The 19,843-nt window shown below is 54.4% G+C and carries 15 protein-coding genes and 3 pseudogenes; 5 read left to right on the forward strand and 13 right to left on the reverse strand.

Annotation, left to right across the window (positions count from 1 at the left end):
- The first annotated feature begins 64 nt into the window (after positions 1–64).
- Positions 65–406, forward strand: a complete 342-nt coding sequence (locus tag J2X72_RS21235; RefSeq protein WP_310075198.1) for a hypothetical protein — start codon at positions 65–67, stop codon at positions 404–406.
- 397 nt (positions 407–803) lie between these two features.
- Here J2X72_RS21235 and J2X72_RS21240 read toward each other — a convergent pair.
- Positions 804–1,240, reverse strand: a pseudogene (locus tag J2X72_RS21240) (macrolide ABC transporter permease/ATP-binding protein MacB); the annotation flags it as partial.
- Between the two features lie 660 nt (positions 1,241–1,900).
- Here J2X72_RS21240 and J2X72_RS21245 point away from each other — a divergent pair.
- Both J2X72_RS21245 and J2X72_RS21250 read left to right on the forward strand, forming a co-directional pair.
- Positions 1,901–2,914: an HlyD family secretion protein gene (locus J2X72_RS21245; RefSeq protein ID WP_310075203.1), complete on the forward strand. Its 1,014-nt coding sequence runs from the start codon at positions 1,901–1,903 to the stop codon at positions 2,912–2,914.
- On the forward strand, positions 2,911–4,515 hold the full coding sequence (locus J2X72_RS21250; RefSeq protein WP_310075205.1) for an MFS transporter: 1,605 nt from the start codon (positions 2,911–2,913) through the stop codon (positions 4,513–4,515). The genes J2X72_RS21245 and J2X72_RS21250 overlap by 4 nt, the downstream gene beginning before the upstream one ends.
- Positions 4,516–5,059: 544 nt before the next feature.
- Here the strand turns inward: J2X72_RS21250 and J2X72_RS21255 are convergent.
- From J2X72_RS21255 to J2X72_RS21310, 12 genes and pseudogenes are all read right to left on the reverse strand, one after another.
- Positions 5,060–5,767: a type 1 glutamine amidotransferase domain-containing protein gene (locus J2X72_RS21255; RefSeq protein WP_310075209.1), complete on the reverse strand. Its 708-nt coding sequence runs from the start codon at positions 5,765–5,767 to the stop codon at positions 5,060–5,062.
- 461 nt (positions 5,768–6,228) lie between these two features.
- Positions 6,229–6,444, reverse strand: coding sequence for a hypothetical protein (locus J2X72_RS21260; protein WP_310075210.1), 216 nt, complete (start codon positions 6,442–6,444; stop codon positions 6,229–6,231).
- Positions 6,445–8,118: 1,674 nt separating this feature from the next.
- Complete coding sequence (locus J2X72_RS21265; RefSeq protein ID WP_405044751.1) at positions 8,119–9,552, reverse strand: DUF1254 domain-containing protein; 1,434 nt, start codon at positions 9,550–9,552, stop codon at positions 8,119–8,121.
- A 394-nt stretch (positions 9,553–9,946) separates the two neighbouring features.
- A pseudogene (locus tag J2X72_RS21270) lies at positions 9,947–10,117 on the reverse strand (transposase); the annotation flags it as partial.
- A gap of 49 nt (positions 10,118–10,166) precedes the next feature.
- Positions 10,167–10,562, reverse strand: a pseudogene (locus tag J2X72_RS21275) (transposase); the annotation flags it as partial.
- Between the two features lie 110 nt (positions 10,563–10,672).
- Complete coding sequence (locus J2X72_RS21280) at positions 10,673–11,428, reverse strand: ABC transporter ATP-binding protein (protein ID WP_310075212.1); 756 nt, start codon at positions 11,426–11,428, stop codon at positions 10,673–10,675.
- Positions 11,425–12,306: an ABC transporter ATP-binding protein gene (locus J2X72_RS21285; protein ID WP_310075214.1), complete on the reverse strand. Its 882-nt coding sequence runs from the start codon at positions 12,304–12,306 to the stop codon at positions 11,425–11,427. Before J2X72_RS21285 ends, J2X72_RS21280 begins: the two co-directional genes overlap by 4 nt.
- 2 nt (positions 12,307–12,308) lie before the next feature.
- Positions 12,309–13,202, reverse strand: a complete 894-nt coding sequence (locus J2X72_RS21290; protein WP_405044752.1) for an ABC transporter permease — start codon at positions 13,200–13,202, stop codon at positions 12,309–12,311.
- On the reverse strand, positions 13,199–14,194 hold the full coding sequence (locus J2X72_RS21295) for an ABC transporter permease (protein ID WP_310075246.1): 996 nt from the start codon (positions 14,192–14,194) through the stop codon (positions 13,199–13,201). Before J2X72_RS21295 ends, J2X72_RS21290 begins: the two co-directional genes overlap by 4 nt.
- Positions 14,195–14,273: 79 nt before the next feature.
- Complete coding sequence (locus J2X72_RS21300; protein WP_310075217.1) at positions 14,274–15,875, reverse strand: ABC transporter substrate-binding protein; 1,602 nt, start codon at positions 15,873–15,875, stop codon at positions 14,274–14,276.
- Positions 15,876–15,901: 26 nt separating this feature from the next.
- Entirely contained in the window at positions 15,902–16,648 is a 747-nt protein-coding gene (locus tag J2X72_RS21305; RefSeq protein ID WP_310075219.1) for an SDR family oxidoreductase, read from the reverse strand.
- Between the two features lie 26 nt (positions 16,649–16,674).
- Positions 16,675–17,436 (reverse strand): GntR family transcriptional regulator, encoded by a 762-nt coding sequence (locus tag J2X72_RS21310; RefSeq protein ID WP_310075221.1) that lies wholly within the window; start codon positions 17,434–17,436, stop codon positions 16,675–16,677.
- A gap of 88 nt (positions 17,437–17,524) precedes the next feature.
- Between J2X72_RS21310 and J2X72_RS21315 the strand changes: the two genes are divergently transcribed.
- Positions 17,525–18,772 carry a glucarate dehydratase family protein gene (locus tag J2X72_RS21315; protein ID WP_310075223.1) on the forward strand — a complete coding sequence of 416 codons (1,248 nt, stop codon included), beginning with the start codon at positions 17,525–17,527 and terminating at the stop codon, positions 18,770–18,772.
- 29 nt (positions 18,773–18,801) lie between these two features.
- The gene (locus J2X72_RS21320) at positions 18,802–19,524 is read left to right on the forward strand and encodes a ribonuclease activity regulator RraA (RefSeq protein WP_310075225.1); all 723 of its coding nucleotides are present in this window, start codon (positions 18,802–18,804) and stop codon (positions 19,522–19,524) included.
- Positions 19,525–19,843: the final 319 nt, after the last annotated feature.

A 19,843-nucleotide genomic window follows, 5' to 3' on the forward strand; every position in this document is an offset into this window, starting at 1 on the left:
TGGAGAACAGACTAACCTCAAATCGAGGACATTCCAGGGGAGCAGGTCAGCTTACCGCTCGCAAATGATGAGTGCTTACAAGAATGTACTCACGTCGGAAGCTTGGCAAGCCATCAATGATGGTTTTCTTGGCGAACTTGGAGGGCATCTTGGAACATCGGCGCGATTGGCAGTGATGAAGCGCGCACTGCTGATGGTGTCACGCGGATTCTGGCCTGTATTTCCGCTGTTCGATGAAAGGCTCGCTGTTGCGTTGCAGTCTGCAACACCTGATGAGAGCCATGAAAAATTCGCATTGCAAGCGGGTGTCAGGTTGCTCCTTGGAGATCCTGCCATATTCGGCGACTACGAAAAGGAGACTTTCGCAGGCGCGTCCGAAGAGGCATTTCGCGGCGGGCGCGTATGAGATTATCGGACATTTTTCGACTTCGCATTTGATCGATATCGATATCATTCGGAAAGACGCAATTAGTAGCGAGACGGTGGGAGACATTACGAACACAGCCAACCCTTACCCTTCAGTTTTATCAAATTTGTACGCCGTAGAGAAATTTATCAGATCGAATTTCTAAAATGAGCGCTTTCCAAACGTTATCAGCGAAGTGGTTTAATGCGGATCCTATGGAATCCGCATGGAGAGAGATGGTGCTAACAAGAATTTACGCGTGGTAACCGGAACGGATGATATTTTCATTAGATTTTCGCCTGAAACGCTACACAGTCGACAAATCTTAAAGAACGAGGCAGCTTTAGTCGGAGCTCTTGTTCAGGCATACCTTGTTGCGAACCCTTTCATCTCAACGACTTACGCCGAGTCCGTTGGTCTGGTCCAGAACCGGGCGCTGGCCGCCTTCGCCTAGACCGACCACGGCAACAACCGGGGCAATTCCGACGACTATGCCGAGCATAGTCAATGCCGTGCGGGTATGTGCGCTGCTATCGAGTGGAGCGCCATTGGCAATGCTTCCATCAACCGCTGGAAGAAGCCGCCCCATAACCCTGCTAGAATCAGAAACTTCCCCAACTTTCCCGGCAACCCAATCGCTTCAACCGACCCTCGCTGGTCGGCAATGATTGCACCATCCTTGATCTCGACGATCCGGTTGGCATGCCGAGCAATATCCATGTCATGGGTGACGACGATGATTGTGTGCCCAGCTGCATGGAGCTCCTTCAGGATGTCGAGGACTGTCTCTCCGCTCTTGCTGTCGAGCGCTCCTGTGGGTTCATCGGCAAGAATGCCCTTGTCGTCAGCATGCTGGATGCCACGCAAGAACTTCTGGTCCGTCGTGTTGGTATCGCGACTGTCACCCTGCCCCGGATAGGCCAGATATCGACCCAAGGCGGGAGGATTTTCCGCGATGGGTACCGCCGCTGGTTCACATTGTTACCCAGGCAATTGCGGTATGCTGTGACGCACTCTTTCAATATTCCGCACTGCACTCTACTTTGTGGCATGACAGATTTTATTATCCACCTCAAATAGCAGGTGGCATGGTTGCCGGACTGGACCATCAGCCTTGCCCTCATCGCCGGCGCGGTTGGCATTGCTTTGGTCGCGCATCGCGCTCTTTGGTCAACGAAGATATCGATGACACCATAGTGCGATAGGTGTCTTCTCTGATTTCGGCCGTTCTTCCAATCGGCCCCTGCAAATCGTCCGGAATCAAGAGAAAACGTTAGCTGGCAGGGAGATCAAAGCCACGATATAAACGTCAATGCCCGCACTCGTTCCCAATTTATCGCGGTAATCAATTAACAGACTAAGGGGACCAAATTGGAGAGTGGATCGCCAACAGCGACCAGAGAGGCCACGAGCCAGAAGCGGGGACGATGGCTGTTTCCCTTGCTACGGGTTTTTTTTGTATTCGCGGTCGCTTTGCTGGCATGGTTCGTCGCAGTGAACTGGAATAAGTGGACGGGTACTGCCCGTTTTCAAGTGACACAGGATGCGTTCGTTGCCGGCGACGTCACGCCGCTGTCTGCCAAGGTGTCCGGCTATGTGGCCACTGTTGCGGTGGGAGATTATCAAGCCGTTCGCAAGGGCGACCTCGTTGTCGAAATTGAACCCTCCGACTATCGCGCACAGCTCGCCTTTGCTCAAGCGAACTTGGCTTCAGCGCGCGCTTCTCTTACCAATCTGTCCCATCAGCGCGATGTACAACGCGCGCTTGTAAGACAGGCCGAGGCGACTATCGCAGCTGCAAATGCAGATCTAGTACGGTCGTCCCTCGAACTGACCCGTCAAAACAGGCTCCTCGACTCTCGAATTGCAAGCACCGAACAATTGGTCGAGCAAGCTGACGCAACCGAAAAGCGCGCCCATGCCCAGCTGGAATTGAGCAAGGCGCAACTCGATCAGCAGAACGCGCTCCTCGCCGGGCTGGATGTTCAAGAACAATTGCTTGCCGCGCAGGTGAAGGCTTCGGAGGCGCAGGTCGGCCTCGCCGAGAACAATCTTCGCTACACACGCATTCTTGCACCGGCCGACGGCCTTGTCGGTCAACGTCAGGTTCGACCCGGTCAATTCGTCAATGTCGGGACACAGGTCATCGCCGTTATTCCAATACCGAATTTGTGGGTAACGGCGAACTACAAGGAGACCCAACTGACGAATATCAGGACGCGTCAACTCGCCAAAGTAACGGTCGATGCTTTTCCCGGCGTTGTGCTGACCGGCCATGTGGACAGCTGGGCGCCTGGCACAGGTTCCACCTTCGCCCTCCTGCCGCCTGACAATGCGACTGGCAATTTTACGAAAGTCGTGCAGCGCGTGCCGGTAAAGATTGTGCTCGATGCCAACCCGGTGCTTGGCGACCTTGTACGGCCGGGAATGTCGGTACAAGCGACAATCGATACGAGATCCTCTACAGACGCAGGACAGAGTTCAACTAAAGCCTCGTCAGAGCCATGAATCGCCAGGCAAGTCCCTTCAGCTCGGCGGGAATTGCCCTCGATCCGCTGTCGGAACAGCATCCTCGACTATCGATCGATTCGTACCGCCCGTATATCGGTCTCGTCGGCGTCATGTTGGGCGCGATCATGGCCACGCTGGGCAGCCGTGTGACAAGTTTCGGCCTTGCGGATTTGCGCGGCGCCCTCGGCGCAGGCTACGATGAAGGGGCCTGGATCACCACCAGTTTCGCAGTTGGTCAGATGCTGGTCGGCGTCACATCGCCATATCTCGGCGCGGTATTCGGTGTTCGCCGAATTTTGCTACTCGGAATAATCCTATTTTTTGTCGCAAGTCTCATGGGACCATTCTCCCCTAACCTTGCTGCATTCCTGACCATGCAGTTTTTGGCAGGCGTTGGATCAGGAACGTTCATTCCACTCACGATCAGTTTTATCGTGCGGAGCCTCCCGGTAACCATGGTCATCTACGGCATCGCCATCTATGCGATGAATATCGAGTTGTCCCTCAATGTAGCGGCATCTCTGGAGGGCTGGTATTCCGACAATTGGTCGTGGGCATGGATATCCTGGCAGTATTGCGTGATTCTGCCGGTTATGGCGGCGTGCGTTTGGCATGGCGTCCCCCGGGAGGAAATCAAAATTGATCTTTTGCGCCGGTTCGACTGGCCAGGTGTGGCCTATGCCGCCATCGGGTTCAGCTTGTTGTACGCGGGTCTGGATCAGGGCAATCGACTGGATTGGATCAACGATGGAATGATCAGCGCGTTGCTGGCGTCCGGTTCCTTGCTCACGATCGCGTTCATTGTTCGCGAACTTGTTACGGACCACCCTTTCATAAACATCCGTCTGATTTTCCGCGAGAATCTGGTATTGCTGCTGCTTCTGCTCGCTGGCTTTCGGTTTATAATTCTATCGACAGCGTATATCATTCCCACCTACCTTCAGACAGTCCAGAATTATCGCGAGCTCCAGGTCGGCTCAGTCCTGCTCTGGATTGCGCTTCCACAACTTCTCATTGTGATTCCGCTTGGAGCGCTGCTCAAACGTGTCGATGGGAGATGGGTTCTTGCAATTGGGGCTGCGCTGGTTGGCACAGCCTGTCTGCTGGCTACGAACCTGACAAGTCAGTGGGCCACAAACGATTTCCTTCCCTCGCAGATTTTGCAGGCTTTAGGTCAATCCTTTGCACTGACGGCTTTGGTGGTATTGATCGTGAGATCAATCAACCCTGCCGAGGCGCTCACGATCGGCGCCCTCATCCAGATCAGCCGCCTGTTCGGCGGGGAAATCGGCACTGCATTCATGCAGACGTTCGTACGCATGCGCGAGCAAGTTCATTCGAACCTCATTGGCCTTCATATCGATGGAATCGCCGGACTGACGCTCGACAGAATCGCGGCTTTCCGGGGTGCCTTGGGACTGCACACGAGCGATCCGGCAGCTGCAACCGCACAGGCGACTGCCTTGCTGGCGGCCGCTGTCGCGCGTCAAGCAGCCGTGCTGTCATTTATTGATGGCTTTTCTGTTGCGGCGTTAGGCGCCCTCGCCTGCATTTTCCTTGTAGCAATGATGCAAAAAGGAAAGCCGGCCCGGTTTTGATAGTTGGCGGCACCGTTATCCGGGATATTGGCACATCGAGCTTGATCATCACCCGAGTTGGAGTTCAAACAATCCTAGTTTTGGACTTCGCGACAACTCTTCTCTGACAATATGCTCGTAAGACAAAAGCGGGGCCAATTTAAGAAACGCCTGCCACCCATGCAGCTCGGGCATAGCGTTTTCACAACAGAGCAACTACAACATAGTACCAGCCGACACCATGGTGTAATGGCCAACAGCAGGTTGTGGTCATATTGTCGTTTCGCGCTTAACCCCTCCCGGGAGCGCGCCAGGCCCTCGACCTCTGCCTGGCTTGCGGGTTACTCCGCTTGACCGCTCCCATTTGCCTGGGGGCGGTCTTTTCATGCTTGTTGAACTGCAAATGACCAACCTTGGACCATCTGCCCACAATTGGTCGGCGCTGTGGTCACGAACTGTTGGTGAAATTGGACACGATTGACACGCCAAGTTGGCTATCGGTTGTCGTGTGGTCGCAAGGAACCACCTGCGACCACAAGGAGAACATATCGAGCGACTGGCGCGATTACGCCGCGGTCGAACCAGCCGCCGAATGGATGCTGGAAAGAAGTTTGACGAGCGCTTGGGCCCCAGCCGTCGAAGAGGCCGGATTTTGACCGGTAATCAGGCGCCCATCCGTAATGGCGAAGCTCTCCCAGTTGGCAACTTTCTCGAACAGTCCTCCGAGCCGTTTAAGCTCATCTTCAACAAGGAATGGTACGACGTGCGTGAGCTGTACTTCTTCCTCTTCGGTGTTGGTGAACCCTGTAACACGCTTACCCTTGACAATAGGCTCGCCCTTATATTCCACCTTATGTAGCACACCCGGCGCATGACAGACGGCCGCGACCGGCTTTCCAGAATTGTAGAAGGACTCGATAAGTGAAATCGAATCCTCGTCCTCGGCCAAATCCCACATCGGCCCGTGGCCACCGGGATAGAACACGGCGTCAAAATTTTCCGAACGCATGTCTTTTAATTTCTGAGTTGTCGCAAACACCTTTTGCGCGGCAGAATCTTTCTTGAACCGCGCCATGGCTGCTGTCTGGTTTTCAGGCAGGTCACTTTTGGGGTCCACTGGCGGCTGTCCACCCTTCGGCGAAGCGAGCGTGAGTTCGATGCCTGCATCGCGAAAAACGTAGTAGGGGGCGGCACCCTCTTCAAGCCAGAAGCCCGTTTTGCGTCCGGTGCTACCGAGTATATCATGCGAGGTAAATACCATCAGGATCTTCATCGTCGTCTCCTTCCGCAGTTCCCAACTGGAACTGCGTTAATATTATGAAGATATCGGGCAAGCAATGCAGGTTGGACATTGATATCGCCAATACCTTGGTATCGCAGTGCGAGTTGGATGTTCACACCGGACAGCTTCCGGCATTGCGTCAGTACCAGACAACAAACCCGAAGGAACGTACAGCACGCCGTTCATAAAACGGCGATTATCTTGGGGGCTGGGTGAGCTTTTTTCCAGGTTTAACAGGCAGAAGCGTTCAACGATTTGCCAACCAGCATCTATCAGGTCTCCGCGGCTAATCAGCAGATGGTTGCCATGCGCAATGTTATTTGCAGGAATTAAAATAGCTCTGATTGAGGTGCTGCTGCCCTACAAAGACCTCTTCAATGCCGATTCACTCCTGCGGAACACAGACAAGCGCTTGCCGGCGGGCACGCACTCAGTTCACTGAGCGGAACGTCTCAAAAAATCGGCGCCCTCAGCCAGCGATGAATGGGATCTGCATCCATGCGCGGGTGCCAAGCCTGTACGATGCTAAAGCCCGACATGGCGACCGGCAGGTCAAAGGTCTTGATCTGGCCTATAGCGGCGGACTTGCAATAAGACTTCGGAGCCGAGCCGATCGGATCGGATGCTACCGCAACTGCAATCACCGCCGGGAAACTTGAGTCGGCCATTATCATTCAAGCCTATTTTATAACAGTAACTCTGGACGCTCCGTATGTTAAATATGGACCTGATTTAAGTGTCCACCTGGCCAAATCGGGTCCACGGAGTTCTTCGAGAGTGATCGACACACCGTGCGGTTGTGAGCCGGCTGCTAAGTCTCAATCATCTCCGCTGCCAACCCCTTCGACGCTGGAACCGGAACGATCCGCTCATGATAATTTTCGGCGTCCAATCTCTCGCCACCTATGACAACGGGATAGGGATCGATCGAAAGAAGCTGAGCGTGGCATCGAAGCGGGACGTTGCCACAACGCTCTTCCAAACTTCCGGCGCGCTCCAAACGACCTTAGGGGCCGAGAGCACAATCTCCTCGCACAAGGACGGCGGGCGGGTTAGCTTCGAAAGTGCGCAAGTCGCGCTTCGCCATAAACTCACCGATCACACCAACGTATAATATCCACGCTGCTATGAGTGGCGTATGTTGGCTATAACGCTCAGTCCTCCCCCCACAGAGAGCGTGCCAGGTTCTTAGCTCTTCCAACCTGGCCAGCGGAGAGATCCGCTTAGACCGCTCCCAGTTTGCCCCCTGGGAGCGGTCTTCTTATTTGGGCGCTGCATTGCATAAGACACGCCTAAGGTATTTCAAGAGATGCAAAAGTAGCGGCCAGTTTTGGCGCTCACCCTAGCAGTTTTGGTATGCTGCGGGGATATCCTGAAAGCTTATGCAAGGGCGGACGTATTCAATTACATCGAGCACTTCTACAACCAAGGCGTCGCCACTCGACATAGGGCTAGCTCAGCCCGAACGATTTTGAAACCAAGGTGGGATTAGCTTAGCCTCATGTCCGAAAACCGGCAGCAGGCCACACAAGCCCAACAGGGGGCGCTACTTATTCCGTCGCCTTCGAGATTGGTGCTACGACTGCAGCTCAAGGCCACACCCAATAGCTTGTTGGGTTCCCGATTGCTCGTTTGTCTCCTGCCCAGAACAGGCCGCGAATGCTGCGCACCGCGATCCAACCAACCAAAAGATAACTGAGCTTTGCAAGCTGAACGATCCAAATCTTGTATGTGCAAGTTCGAATTGGCTCTTGTCCCTGACTTGGTAAAAGATTGCCACCCCTGCAAGCAGCGTCGCCAATATTCCAAACATGAAAACCACGGAACTCCGATATTGGAGTTCATAGTGTGATTTCTCCCATTCCTGGGCCGTTGTTCTGTTTCTTTGCGTCGAAAAGCGGGACGAGAATCAACGGGAAAATGAACATGGAGTATCAGAGCATAGTTTGAAGGTACGCCGCTCTTATGTGGGTGCGCTGCTGATTGGGTCATCTTGGCCTGGTTCTGCATTTTGGCTCCCATCTTGAGATTATACTTGCAGTGAGCCACTTAGCAGAGAATGCAAGCCGAACTATAATATACGGTAGCCAAATCCTTACAGAAGGTTCCGACGTTGCGCCCCCCTGGGGAACGTCGAAACGCACCTGGCCAGTAGGGGCCAGTGCTCCTGCTTTCCACGAATACCTAACAATCGATTAGGCCCGGAATTTTCCTATGCTCATGATTTTATGCTGTTTGCGGGGGGACCTTCGAAACCTACCTTCGCCAACGAACGAAATGTACTGCCCGATTTGCGGGCCAGTGCGCTTGTATGCCGCTAAGTTTCGCCACCACAACCAACGTCATTGAGCAATCACGTGCTGGAGTGCAGGAACCATCGTAACTGGCGGTGGGTTCCACTTTCCGGTCAGTGCTTCCGTTTTGGGGCTGTAAAGACGCATGGTAAGATTGAATCCTCCCGTCGGTGCGGGTAGCCAATTGGCTTCCTTTTCAGCGCCTGGGCTCTCATTCTGGAGGTAGAGATCAAGTGAACCGTCCGAGTTGTACTTAAAAGGCATCCAGCTGCTCACGGCGAATCGGTTGAGGCTGTTGCCGACCTGAAACCCCTCCGGATCATACAGCGTGATCGACCAGAACGCCCTGACTGGCGGGAGCGTTTCCTTGTCGAAATGAATTGTGTAGTTGTGAGCCCCGGTCAGCGGGCTGCCTTTTTCGTCACCGAGGTTGAGCGGGTAGATCGCGTCGTCCGGCAGGTTTGCGCCAAGTCCAAGCTGAGTGACAATGGCACGTTTCAGATAGTAGTTGCCGTAGACGCCCATCGTATCCGTATTCATCGACCAGTAATTGGAGACCCGCGCCAGCGTCGCCAACTTCCACTCCATAAGTTTCTGTGCTTCGGACGGCGTACCCTCAAGCGCCCTGGCGACAACAGGGTCGGCTTTGCTCAAATCGAAGTTCTTGCCGGGCTCAATGCCGATCCGCTTCAACTGGCTCACGATAGGTTGATCGGTGATGTGAGGAGGATTGTTCTTAAGAAGCTCTGCCGCATAGGCAAAAAATTCGCCCGCCGTCATCCCGTCCACCGTCTTTTTCGGCGGCGTCTTCATGTCCACCTTGGGATCGATCTTCACTTTAGCGGGCCCGGCCGTCTTGCCCCATTGTGACAGCGGCGTCACCTTGTAGCCTGCCTGGATTTTATGGACCGCGTCGTAGTCGGACGGACCGTCAGTCTTGGTGCGTCCGATGACCCACACAAAAGGCGTCGGCGCATCAATCCGCTGCGTTCCGGGCGGCAGTTCCTTTCCTTCCCATCCGGGCGGAACAATTGCGAAGTCCGCTTTTTCGGTCCCCGTTGTTCGCCAGCCAGGCGAGGCAAATACGTCTGTCCACATGTCCAGCATCGGCAGAAGATAATAGCGCCCATCCGTGTCCGGCGCAGAAACGATCATCGGCTCCATGGTCATATCCAGCCAGGCAATGGAATAGAGCGTGTCGAAATTCGACCGCACGACGTCCTTAAAATCCGCCGGCGGAAATTCCGGCACATTGGTGAATTCGTTGGCGGGCCCTCGACCGAAGACCTTGCCTGCCTCGATATTGGTCGCCTGCTTTCGGGTGACGTCCATTGTGACCAACGGGTACAAGTAGACATAGGCATCGACGCCGATCGCGTGCGCTTCCTGTTCCGATAGCGCTTCTGCTGCCAAAGCCCCGTGCATCGGCGCCCCTCCGGCTACAAGCGAGAGAGCGACAAGTGCCAGCAATCTCATTCTCATGATCCGTTCCTCCCCTTGTTGGAAAATTCTACAGAGTTGGCGTTGCGCATGTGACTGCTGTGGCAAATGCACCGAGACGTAGCAGGTAGCTAAGCGCCGAGGCATGGGCCGGAAAGATAGTGTGTGTGATGATGCTAGCTGGATGGGGCCCACGGGCAAGTACGTAACGGTAACAATAACAGTCACGTAGGAATGTACTGCAAGCCAGCTTAACCCTTATGGTCCACTCAAACCGCGCCGTTATATGGGCGGCGCAACCATGCTTTGGCCTCTGAGGCGTACCTAGCAGTTGCCCTACGGACCCCTCAAAGGCCAAAAAGCTCCTCCAGGAGGAAGATCGCCGTTTGCACTTAAGCGGGTTCATCCTCAATTTCTGTGATTCAACGGCAGCATTCCTTGCCCTCATCAGTTCCGGGCTGGCGCGACCGTACATTGCTCGCTTCAGCATCTTGAGGCGGTTGATCTGCCCTTCGGCTTGACCGTTGCTCCAAGGGAGTTCGATCGCATTTTTAACGGCATCAATATCCCGGCGCAAAACGCTGGCGAAACGCATGATCGCCGTGAGTGATGTCAGGGTTAAGTCTTTGAGGACAAAGCTTGATGGATGCCGGACTTCAGGCGGCAACACCGGTGACGGATTTCCAGTGTGCAAGTGCGCTTATGCGATGGAGGTGGATTGCAAGGGCGGTGCGTCTTGTCCGAGGAGGCACGAAGAGATTGCGGACCGCGGAGAAAGCTGAGAGGAACCGTTGAAGGCTTCCCGATGATCGAAATGTTTGCATCACCCGCTCCCGTTTTCGCAGCGGCAGATGCGAATTCTCCGCTCGATTGTTTAATCCTTTGTGGGAACGGTGCTCGAGGGTTGGCATGATCTGGCGTCTTGCGGCGGCGTAAGATCGCAGCTTGTCGGTGATGATCCGCTTTGGCGCTAAGCCCTGCTTTTTCAGCAGACGAACAAGCAAGCGTTTGGCAGCCTTGGTATTGCGGCGGTTCTGCACGATCTCGTCGAGCCTTGCGGATGCCAATAATAGCGGTTGGCCGCCAAAAAGTCTGCAATATCTTCAAAACCCGTGAACCCACTCCAACGCGCTAAGAACAGACGGCCGCATTGTTAATCCGATCAGGCGGCGGCTTTCTTGTACCGCTGACTGCTTTCGATAAGTTCCCGTGTATAGGGATGACAGTTGTTGTTGTTGCGCAAATCATCCCCCGTTAATTCCTCCACGATCTTGCCACTGTTCATCACCACAAGACGGTCGCACATGTGGGCGGTAACAGCCAAATCGTGACTCACAAGGATATATGTCAGGTTCTTCAACTTGCGCAGTTCGGAAAGTAGATTGAGAATTTCGGCCTGGACGGAAACATCCAGTGCGGAAGTGGGTTCATCGAGTAAAACAACGTCTGGCCCTATGATCAGTGCCCTGGCAATTGCAACCCGTTGCCGTTGGCCTCCGGATAGTTGATGAGGGTAGCGTGTGCGGAACGACGGGCTTAACCCCACGTCGGACAGCGCCTTTTCGATTATTTCGCCAGAGCCAGGCATGCCTTGCGCCCGCAATGGTTCGAACAAGGCGGTTCCGATCGTGTGGCGTGGATGTAGAGTCCCGTATGGATCTTGGAAGACCATTTGAACAACCCGCATTTCGTGCGCCTTGCGGGAATGTGAAATCTCGGACCCACCAATCCATATGCGTCCTTCCCAGCCGCGTTCGAGACCACCGATACACCTTAGAAGACTGGACTTCCCGCAACCGCTCTCGCCGACGATCCCGAAAGCCTCGCCCTTCTCGATTTTGAATGATACGCCGTTCAGTGGTCTTACGGCCGATTTCCCATGACCATAGGTTAGATTGATGCTTTCGATTTCGATCATTGCGAAAGGCTCCGACTCACATCGCGTTGCCACGCGGGATCACGGACAAGAACGGACAGCCGTTCCGTCGGTGTTTCAAGGCGGGGCATGCTCTCAAGCAGTCCCCTTGTATAGGGATGTTTGGCGTTGCTAAGCGAACTGGCCGGAAGCTCCTCAAGAATTTGTCCGGAATACATGATCAAAAGGCGGTCACAAAAACCTTCTGCCAAACCGAGATCATGGGTGATGAAGATCAACCCGATACCACGCGCGGTTACAAGTTCATCAAGCAATTCAAGCAACTGCCGGCGGACTGTTACATCCAAAGCCGACGTTGGCTCATCAGCAATAATGATCTTGGGTTGAGCGACAAGTGTCATTGCGATCATTATCCGCTGCCCCATGCCGCCCGAAATCTGGTGGGGATATAATTTGTATACACGTTGCGGATCCCTGATCTTTACGCTGTCGAGTATTTCCAGGACATGGTTTTTCTTGTCTTTGCCACGTTTTCCCAGGTGCAATGTGACGGCTTCGCCAATTTGATCGCCGATCTTCATTGTGGGGTCGAGGGCGTATTTGGGGTCCTGAAGGATCAGGCCAATCTGGCGCCCACGTATTTGCAACATCTGCCGTTCAGTAGCCTTGCCGATGTCAGAACCGCAAAAATCAAGTCTATCGGCGGATAGAGTGGCCATACGAGGCAACAACTTCAAAATTGCCCTCCCGAGCGTCGATTTGCCGGAACCCGACTCTCCCACAATGCCGAGCTTTTCTTTGCCAAGATCGAACGAGAGATTTCTGAGTGCGGCTACCGCCTCGCTACCATTTCCAAACCGGACACATAGTCCTCGTACGGAAAGCAGCGGCGCAGCTTCATGCTTTTGATGCGCGATCATGGTCAATGCGTCCTTGGGTCCATGGCGTCACGCAATGCATCGCCGACCATATTGAATGAGAGGCTCGTGATAAGGATTGCCATGCCGGGAAAAGCCGCGACCCACCAATGATCAATCATGACTTTTCGGCCTGTTGAAATCATCGTACCCCATTCGGCACTCGGCGGTTGAGCGCCCAAGCCCAGAAACCCGAGGCCGGCCGCCGTCAAGATGAATCCGGCCATGCTCAGAGTCACCCGCACGACAATGGACGGAAGGCAAAGCGGAACGATATGCCGGAAAATGATGCGGAGCGGCGAAGCACCGTACATGCGGGCTGCCGATATGAAATCGGATGAACGGATACTAAGTGTCTCAGCTCTAGCAAGTCTTGCGATGGGCGGCCACGCGGTGAATGCCATGGCAAGGACCGCATTTTCCGCGCCTGATCCAAGCGCTGCGACAAAGGCCAGCGCCAGCACCAAGGACGGCAAAGCAAGGAAAATATCGACTATTCGCATGAGAACTTTATCAACCCAACCGCCGAAATAACCAGAACACACCCCTATGCACAAACCGATTGGCGCGACGAGGAGAGAAACCGAAATGACAATGAGCAAGGTGGTTCTGGCGCCAAAGAGCAGCCTGCTGAGAATGTCCCGCCCAAGTTCGTCGGTGCCTGCCCAATGCTTCCAGCTCGGCGGTTGCAGTGCCGAACCAAGCGACTGCAGATAAGGATCGAAAGGAGCAAGGATGGGTGCTGCCGTGGCCAACAGGACGAGGAACAGAATAACCGCCAGACCAACTACCCCGGGCAAGTCAGTTCGGAACATTTTCCAGAAACCGAGAAGTTGCTGCATCGAACGCTCAAGCCTGGAAGAACTGGCGGATGGAATAGCATTTGTGGCAATCGTCATTGGCGGGTCCTTGGATCGAGCAGGCGATAGAGAATATCGCTGAGAAGGTTCAATCCGAGAAAGATGACCCCGATGAGCAGCGTCGCAGCCATGACGGCGTTCATGTCGCCAATAAGAAGCGCATTGGTGAAATACTGCCCCAGCCCCGGCCAGGCGAAAACGGACTCGACAAGGACGGTCCCCTCAAGCAATCCGCCGTAGGCCAGCGCCAGCACCGTAAGCAACTGGACCCGGATATTGCGGAATGCATGTCCCCAAATGACCTGTCGCGCCGAAAGCCCTTTGACGCGCGCGGCAATGATATATTCCTGCGGCAGCTGTTCGAGCATAAAACTGCGCGTCATGCGTGCTATGAATGCGGTAGAGCTGTATCCCAATATGCTGGCGGGCAGGATCAGATGGTTCACTGCGTCGCAGAACACCTCCATATCCCCTGCAAGCAAGGCATCGACGGTTATAAATCCGGTTACTCGTGGTATAATATCCAGATTGTAAAGGCTCAGTTGTCCAGAACCGCCGACCCAGTGCAGAGCGGCATAGAAAAGCAGGAGCCCCATCAGCCCCAGCCAGAAGATCGGGGTTGAATGCCCCATCAACATGACCATCCGCAGAATGTTATCGGTCGCCCTCCCCCGGTTTACGGCAGCGATGACGCCCAGCGGTATACCCAGCAAAGCTCCAATCACAATTCCGGTCGTTGCCAGTTCGATTGTTGCGGGAAACACATTGATCAGGTCCGACAGGACCAGATTTCCCGTGAGCCGGGCCCGCCCGAAATCACCTGTCAAAGCGTTCGACACAAAAATCGAAAACTGTTCAACCAACGGCCGGTCGAGTCCGAGCTCTTGCGAAACTTGCTGATAGGTTTGCGCATCCGCTTGGTCGCCAACAATGGTAAGAACCGGATCAATGGGAAGCACGCGGCCGATGAAAAATATAATGATCATCAATCCAAGGAATGCTCCCAGGACACTGACCAGCGGCGCCAGCATTGTCTTGACAATGCTGGCGGCCTGGCACCCCACTTGTTCCAGAGTTGTGGCGGCTTTTAACAACATGATTCGTCCCGAACTATTCTGAGGTCTTTTTGACGTAGTACCAGCTTGGCGACCGCGCCTGCTGATCAACAAGACCCTGAACGTTCGCGCGTATGGCGCTGGGCTGTGTTGCCGCAGCGATCGCCAAGAGCGGCGGCGTGGAACTGAGGAACTTTTCCTGAATTTGCTTGTAAAGATCGAGGCGCTTGGCTTCGTTGAGCTCAGCCCTCGCCTGTGCAGTGAGGGCGGTCAGTTCAGGAATGTCCCACGAGGTGCGCCAGGCCAGACTGGCCGTCTGTGTGCTCTTCGGTCCATTATCGAAATTACTGGTGTAGGCTTGAATTGCCCCTAGCACGTTAGGCATTTGTCCGCCGCTTCTCCCCACAATCATGGAGAACTGGCGGTCTCTCATCTTCCCGTAGACCTGCGTACCGTTGCCTTGGTTTATTTCAACTTTAATGCCCGCCTGTCCGAGGGTGCCCTGCAGGGCCGTTGCAATCTCCACGAAAGGAGAGTCCGATAAAACGAGCATGCTTGTGCTGAAGCCGTCAGGGAATCCAGCTTTGGTCAAAAGCTCCTTTGCCTTCGCGATGTTGGGCTTATAGCCTGGATCAGCGATCGCGCCTGGATAGTCAGCGGGAACGGGAACCTGCCGAGCGGATCCATAGTCGCCGATGACCGCTGTCTGCATCCCATCATAGTCGATAAGATATGGCAAGATTGCCCGTATTTCAGGTTTGGAGAAAACCGGATCAGCCGTGCTGACAGCCAGATAGTAAAACCCACCGCTTGCGACTTTCTGGATCTTCACAGTTTCATTGGTTTTAAGCGCCTTGAGGTCCGTTGCAGAAAGCGAGCGCGCCACATCAAGGTCCCCGGTTTCAATTTGAAGGCGCTGGCTTTGGGATTCAGGCATATGGCGGATGACGACCCGCTTCAGTTCTGGCTCTCCGCGCCAGTAAGAGGCATTGCGGTCCAGAATCACGGAATCGTTGGCGTTCCAGCGCTTGAGCACGAAAGGCCCTGATCCGGCAGAGTTGTTGGTCAACCAAGCTTTTCCCAGGTCGTCGTTGGATTGGTTTTCCAGCACAGTCTTGCTGTCGATAATATTGCCTACCGTTCGCGCGAGAGTAAACAGAACGATCTCGGGATTGATTTTGGCAGACGGCTTGAGCACGACGGTGTGCGCATCGGGTGCGGAAAGGGAGCCGTCCAACACTTCAGCTGAATAGCCTATCTCACGTAAGAATGACGCTGGCCCACGGTTTAGCTTCATCACGCGCTTCAGCGACCACAATACATCTGCAGATGTAACCGGATTTCCGGAAGAAAACTTTGCGTCTGACCGGAGGTTGAACGTGATTGTTCCGTCTTCCGCGATTGTCCATTTCTCCGCAAGACCTGGAACGATTTTGCTCGGCGTTAGCGGATCCATCTCGATTAGGCGGTCATAGAGATTGTTAAGAACGTCAAAGGATTCCGTTTCCACTGCCTCCGCCGGGTCCATCGTCAAAAGGTTTGTCATTGACAGCCCTATGATCAATTGGTCGTTGGGTGTCTCGGCGTTCACCGCAATGGGCGTTGCAGCAAGTATCGAGGCAATTGCCACCGTCGCAAGTTTCAGTTTGATATTCATTGGTCGATCCTCCCGATCGTCGTTTTTTAGGAAAAGAGCACGCCGCCATTGATGTCGAAACACCCTCCAGTGACGTAGCTGGCAGCATCGGACGAGAGCCACGCCGCGAATTCTGCCACCTCCGCAGACGTCCCCTCACGCTTCAAAGCCGTCGCGCCGGACACGCGGCCGCGCACTTCAGGTTTGGTGAAATTGTCGTGAAAGGTGGTGTCGATCATTCCGGGACAAAGTGCGTTGGCACGGATATTCGGACCGATCTCTTTTGCCAGTCCCCGGGTAAAGCTCATCACCCCGCCCTTCGAGGTCGCGTAAGCAAGGGCTCCTGGTCCGCCTCCATCGCGCCCGGCCTGCGACGCGAATGTTACGATGGAGCCGCCCTCACCCATATGCGAAAGCACCGCCTTTACCGTGAGGAATAATGAGGTGAGGTTGAGGTCAAGCACCTGATGCCAGAATTCGGCGTCCATTTCAGGAACGGTCTTGCGGGCGATGAGACCGCCGGTGACGAACTGTAGGATGTCGATGCGGGGACCGAAGTTCTTTTGGGTCTCCTCAACGGCACGATCGACTTCGGCTTGCTTGGTCAGGTCGGCGCGAATAGCTACTGCCAAGCCGCCAGAACCTATTATTTCGTCGATCGTATCGAAGGCTGCCTTTTCACTGGAATTGTAGAGAATAGCGACTTTAGCGCCACTTGCTGCCAGTCTCACGGCACAGGCGCGGCCAATATCGCGTGCGCCACCGGCGACGATTGCGGTCTTGTTCTTGAACATTCATTTCATTCCTTTGGACAGATTTCTTATCCAGCGATACCGATTTGAGTTTTTGGTTGAGGACGGCTCACCGATTCAATGTAGCTCCACAGCGCATGGTCCTCGCCAAGCTCCCAGATGCGTTTGTCGACTTCACCTAGATGATTGCGGATCGCGGCCGAGGCACGGCCCGGATCACGTGCTGCAATGGCGTCGACTATTTCCTCGTGCTGACCAATGACCGTTTCGGTACGCCGTACGCCGAGACGGTTCTTCAAGCTACGAATGCGGTCGACTTCAACCTTCGCGACTTCCATGATCGGGACGAGCCCTTTCAATCCTGCAGCTTTGAGAATAAGCGCGTGAAACTGCTCATCGCATAAGAAGAATTCCCAGTAAGCCTCATTGTCCAAGGCTGCGCGCTGCCGGGAAAGGTTCGCCTTCATGCGTATGATGTCTTCGTCCGACCGAAGAGCTGCCGCCTGAGCCACCGCAGCCACTTCGATATGCAAGCGAGCAAAACAGCCCTCCCGGAACCGCTCAATATTGATAGGTGCTACTCTGGTTCCGCTTTTGGGCACGACGGTTACAAGGCGCTCCTCTACCAGCCGTATCAATGCTTCGCGGATTGGCGTCTTGCTGACGTTAAGGCAACGCGCAATGTCCTTTTCCGAAAGTGCCGCTCCAGGACGCAAACGAACTTCGACGATTGCTGTCCGCAAGGCCCGGTGAACCTGAGCGACAAGATTGCCCTCGCCCATCAACAAAGTGGGATTGAGAACGTCGTCTAACCTATCGTCGGCAGCCATCTGGTATCTCCGCTATTAATCTGAGATATCACATTGCTTTTGTAATATGCAAGTGTAATAACGTGCCATATCAATTTAGGTGAGTTCAATGCGTATTGAAAATGTTCTTCTGACCCCTGTAGCCATACCGGACAAACCGCTTCTCAACTGCAAAGGGGTGCATCAGCCCTATGCGCTGAGAACGATCATCGAGTTAGTTTGTGATGACGGCACCGTGGGCCTCGGCGAGAGTTATGGTAGCATCAAAGCGCTTACCGGACTTCGTGAGGCGGCCGGGAGCCTGGTCGGTCTAGACCCCTTTCATCTGCACGATTTGAAGAAGCGAGTGCTGCATGCTCTACCGAAAGGCGGAGGAATTAACGCAAAAACCGCCGTTGCGGACCACAAGCTGACGGACGTCGTGGCCAGCGCCTTCGAGGTCGCATGTCTGGACATTCAGGGGAAAATCCTCGGTCGTCCCGTGGTCGATCTTCTGGGGGGGCCGGTTCGGTCCAGCGTTCCCTTTAGCGCCTATCTTTTTTATAAGTTCGCAGCCCATATCGGCGACGAACCGGACGATTGGGGCGAGGTCATGACTCCTTCGGCAATGGTTGGCGAAGCAACCCGCTTTGTGGACCAGTATGGCTTTAAGTCCTTGAAGCTCAAGGGTGGCGTGCTCGAACCCGACCTTGAGATTGAAACGATGCTGCATCTGCGCGCAGCATTCCCCAACCATCCCCTTCGCATAGACCCAAATGGCGGATGGACGGTCTCTACCGCGATCCAGGTCGCTCGGAAACTCGAAGGCGTCCTCGAATATCTCGAAGATCCGGTTCTTGGTATGGCAGCGATGGCGGAGGTAGCACGCTCCTGCAATATTCCACTCGCAACGAACATGGTTGTCCTGGAGTTCGATCATCTGGCCGAGGCGATGCGCCGAGATGCTGTGAAGATTGTCTTGTCGGACCATCATTATTGGGGTGGCCTGCGTGCTTCCACGCATCTGGCGAAACTGTGCGAAGCCTTTGGGATGCAGGTTTCCATGCATTCAAATTCTCACCTCGGCATTACCCTGGCAGCGATGACGCATTTGGCGGCAGCAACGCCCAACCTGAATTTCGCCTGCGATACGCATTATCCATGGACCGACACCGACATCATTGAGGGGGATCCATTCCGTTTTGCCGACGGGAATCTTGAGGTCTCTGGCAAGCCTGGACTTGGTGTGTCGATCGATCGCCGGAAACTCCGTAAGTTGGCTGATCTTTATGAAAGTGCGGGGATGAACGACCGGAACGACACCCTATACATGCAGCAATTCGACCCCACATACGAGCGCCGCGTTCCACGTTGGTAATTGCCGTGTTCAATCAAGAGAGCATCACCATGACCCCTGCCCTAACATCTGCAACACGTGAGAAATTGCGCCGTGTAAGCACGGCCACACTTTGCACTGCACTCTTCAAACGAGGCTTGCGCAATCAGTTTATCCAGGACGTAAGACCCCTTGGAAAATTGGAGTACAACATGGTGGGCGAGGCATTTACGCTTCGCTATATACCTGCTCGTGAAGATCTCAACCAACTGTCTGTTTTCCGCGACCCCGCGCATCCCCAGCGCAAGGCCATCGAGGAATGCCCGCCGGGCGACGTGCTTGTTATCGACAGCCGCAAAGATGCGAGAGCCGCATCGGCTGGCTCGATACTGATCACTCGCCTCATGCAACGAGGTGTCGAGGGTATAGTAACTGATGGCGGATTTCGGGATTCTCCGGAAATAGCCAACCTTGCCTTTTCGGCATATCATAATCGTCCCTCAGCACCGACGAATCTCACACTCCATCAAGCGCTCGATATCAATGTTCCCATTGGCTGTGGAGATGTCGCAGTCTGGCCCGGCGATATCGTCGTCGGCGATAGTGAGGGTGTTGTGATTATCCCTGCACATCTAGCCACCGAGGTCGCTGAGGAGACGGTGGAGATGACGGCGTACGAGGATTTCGTTCTGGAACTCGTCCAGTCCGGCAAATCCATCATCGGCCTTTACCCGCCGACAGACCCCAATATTTTGACTGTCTTCGGAGAGTGGCGCAACGTCAACAAAAGATAAGTCTTGTCCAATTTCCTGTCGACGGTCCCAAACGAGTAAAGATGCTAAAGATCGCACCAGTAGCGGGAGGGAATCCGAAGAGGCCGGTTCCAGACGAGACATTATGCGATTTTCCGTGCATATTCCGAGAACGTCATGGCGGTTCAAGTCAACTACTATGGAGACAAACATTCCTTTGAGAGTTCGATACTGTTCACCTCCAAAGCAATTCCCGGACGGGAGGACCATGTTTCAGACATTTTGGTTACAGCTGAAACGTGGGCACATTCCTTCTGGCGGCTATATCGGAATACAGCGCGTAACAACCAACTCGATTGAC

Source organism: Phyllobacterium sp. 1468 (assembly GCF_031455525.1).
Taxonomy (GTDB): Bacteria; Pseudomonadota; Alphaproteobacteria; order Rhizobiales; family Rhizobiaceae; genus Phyllobacterium.

What these genes read in the sequence shown, in the direction of transcription:
- J2X72_RS21235 (WP_310075198.1), top strand. Translation starts at nt 65, where the DNA reads ATGATGAGTGCTTACAAGAATGTACTCACGTCGGAAGCTTGGCAAGCC.
- J2X72_RS21250 (WP_310075205.1), top strand. Translation starts at nt 2,911, where the DNA reads ATGAATCGCCAGGCAAGTCCCTTCAGCTCGGCGGGAATTGCCCTCGAT.
- J2X72_RS21255 (WP_310075209.1), bottom strand. Translation starts at nt 5,767, where the DNA reads ATGAAGATCCTGATGGTATTTACCTCGCATGATATACTCGGTAGCACC.
- J2X72_RS21260 (WP_310075210.1), bottom strand. Translation starts at nt 6,444, where the DNA reads ATGGCCGACTCAAGTTTCCCGGCGGTGATTGCAGTTGCGGTAGCATCC.
- J2X72_RS21265 (WP_405044751.1), bottom strand. Translation starts at nt 9,552, where the DNA reads ATGAGAATGAGATTGCTGGCACTTGTCGCTCTCTCGCTTGTAGCCGGA.
- J2X72_RS21280 (WP_310075212.1), bottom strand. Translation starts at nt 11,428, where the DNA reads ATGATCGAAATCGAAAGCATCAATCTAACCTATGGTCATGGGAAATCG.
- J2X72_RS21285 (WP_310075214.1), bottom strand. Translation starts at nt 12,306, where the DNA reads ATGATCGCGCATCAAAAGCATGAAGCTGCGCCGCTGCTTTCCGTACGA.
- J2X72_RS21290 (WP_405044752.1), bottom strand. Translation starts at nt 13,202, where the DNA reads ATGACGATTGCCACAAATGCTATTCCATCCGCCAGTTCTTCCAGGCTT.
- J2X72_RS21295 (WP_310075246.1), bottom strand. Translation starts at nt 14,194, where the DNA reads ATGCTGGCGCCGCTGGTCAGTGTCCTGGGAGCATTCCTTGGATTGATG.
- J2X72_RS21300 (WP_310075217.1), bottom strand. Translation starts at nt 15,875, where the DNA reads ATGAATATCAAACTGAAACTTGCGACGGTGGCAATTGCCTCGATACTT.
- J2X72_RS21305 (WP_310075219.1), bottom strand. Translation starts at nt 16,648, where the DNA reads ATGTTCAAGAACAAGACCGCAATCGTCGCCGGTGGCGCACGCGATATT.
- J2X72_RS21310 (WP_310075221.1), bottom strand. Translation starts at nt 17,436, where the DNA reads ATGGCTGCCGACGATAGGTTAGACGACGTTCTCAATCCCACTTTGTTG.
- J2X72_RS21315 (WP_310075223.1), top strand. Translation starts at nt 17,525, where the DNA reads ATGCGTATTGAAAATGTTCTTCTGACCCCTGTAGCCATACCGGACAAA.
- J2X72_RS21320 (WP_310075225.1), top strand. Translation starts at nt 18,802, where the DNA reads ATGACCCCTGCCCTAACATCTGCAACACGTGAGAAATTGCGCCGTGTA.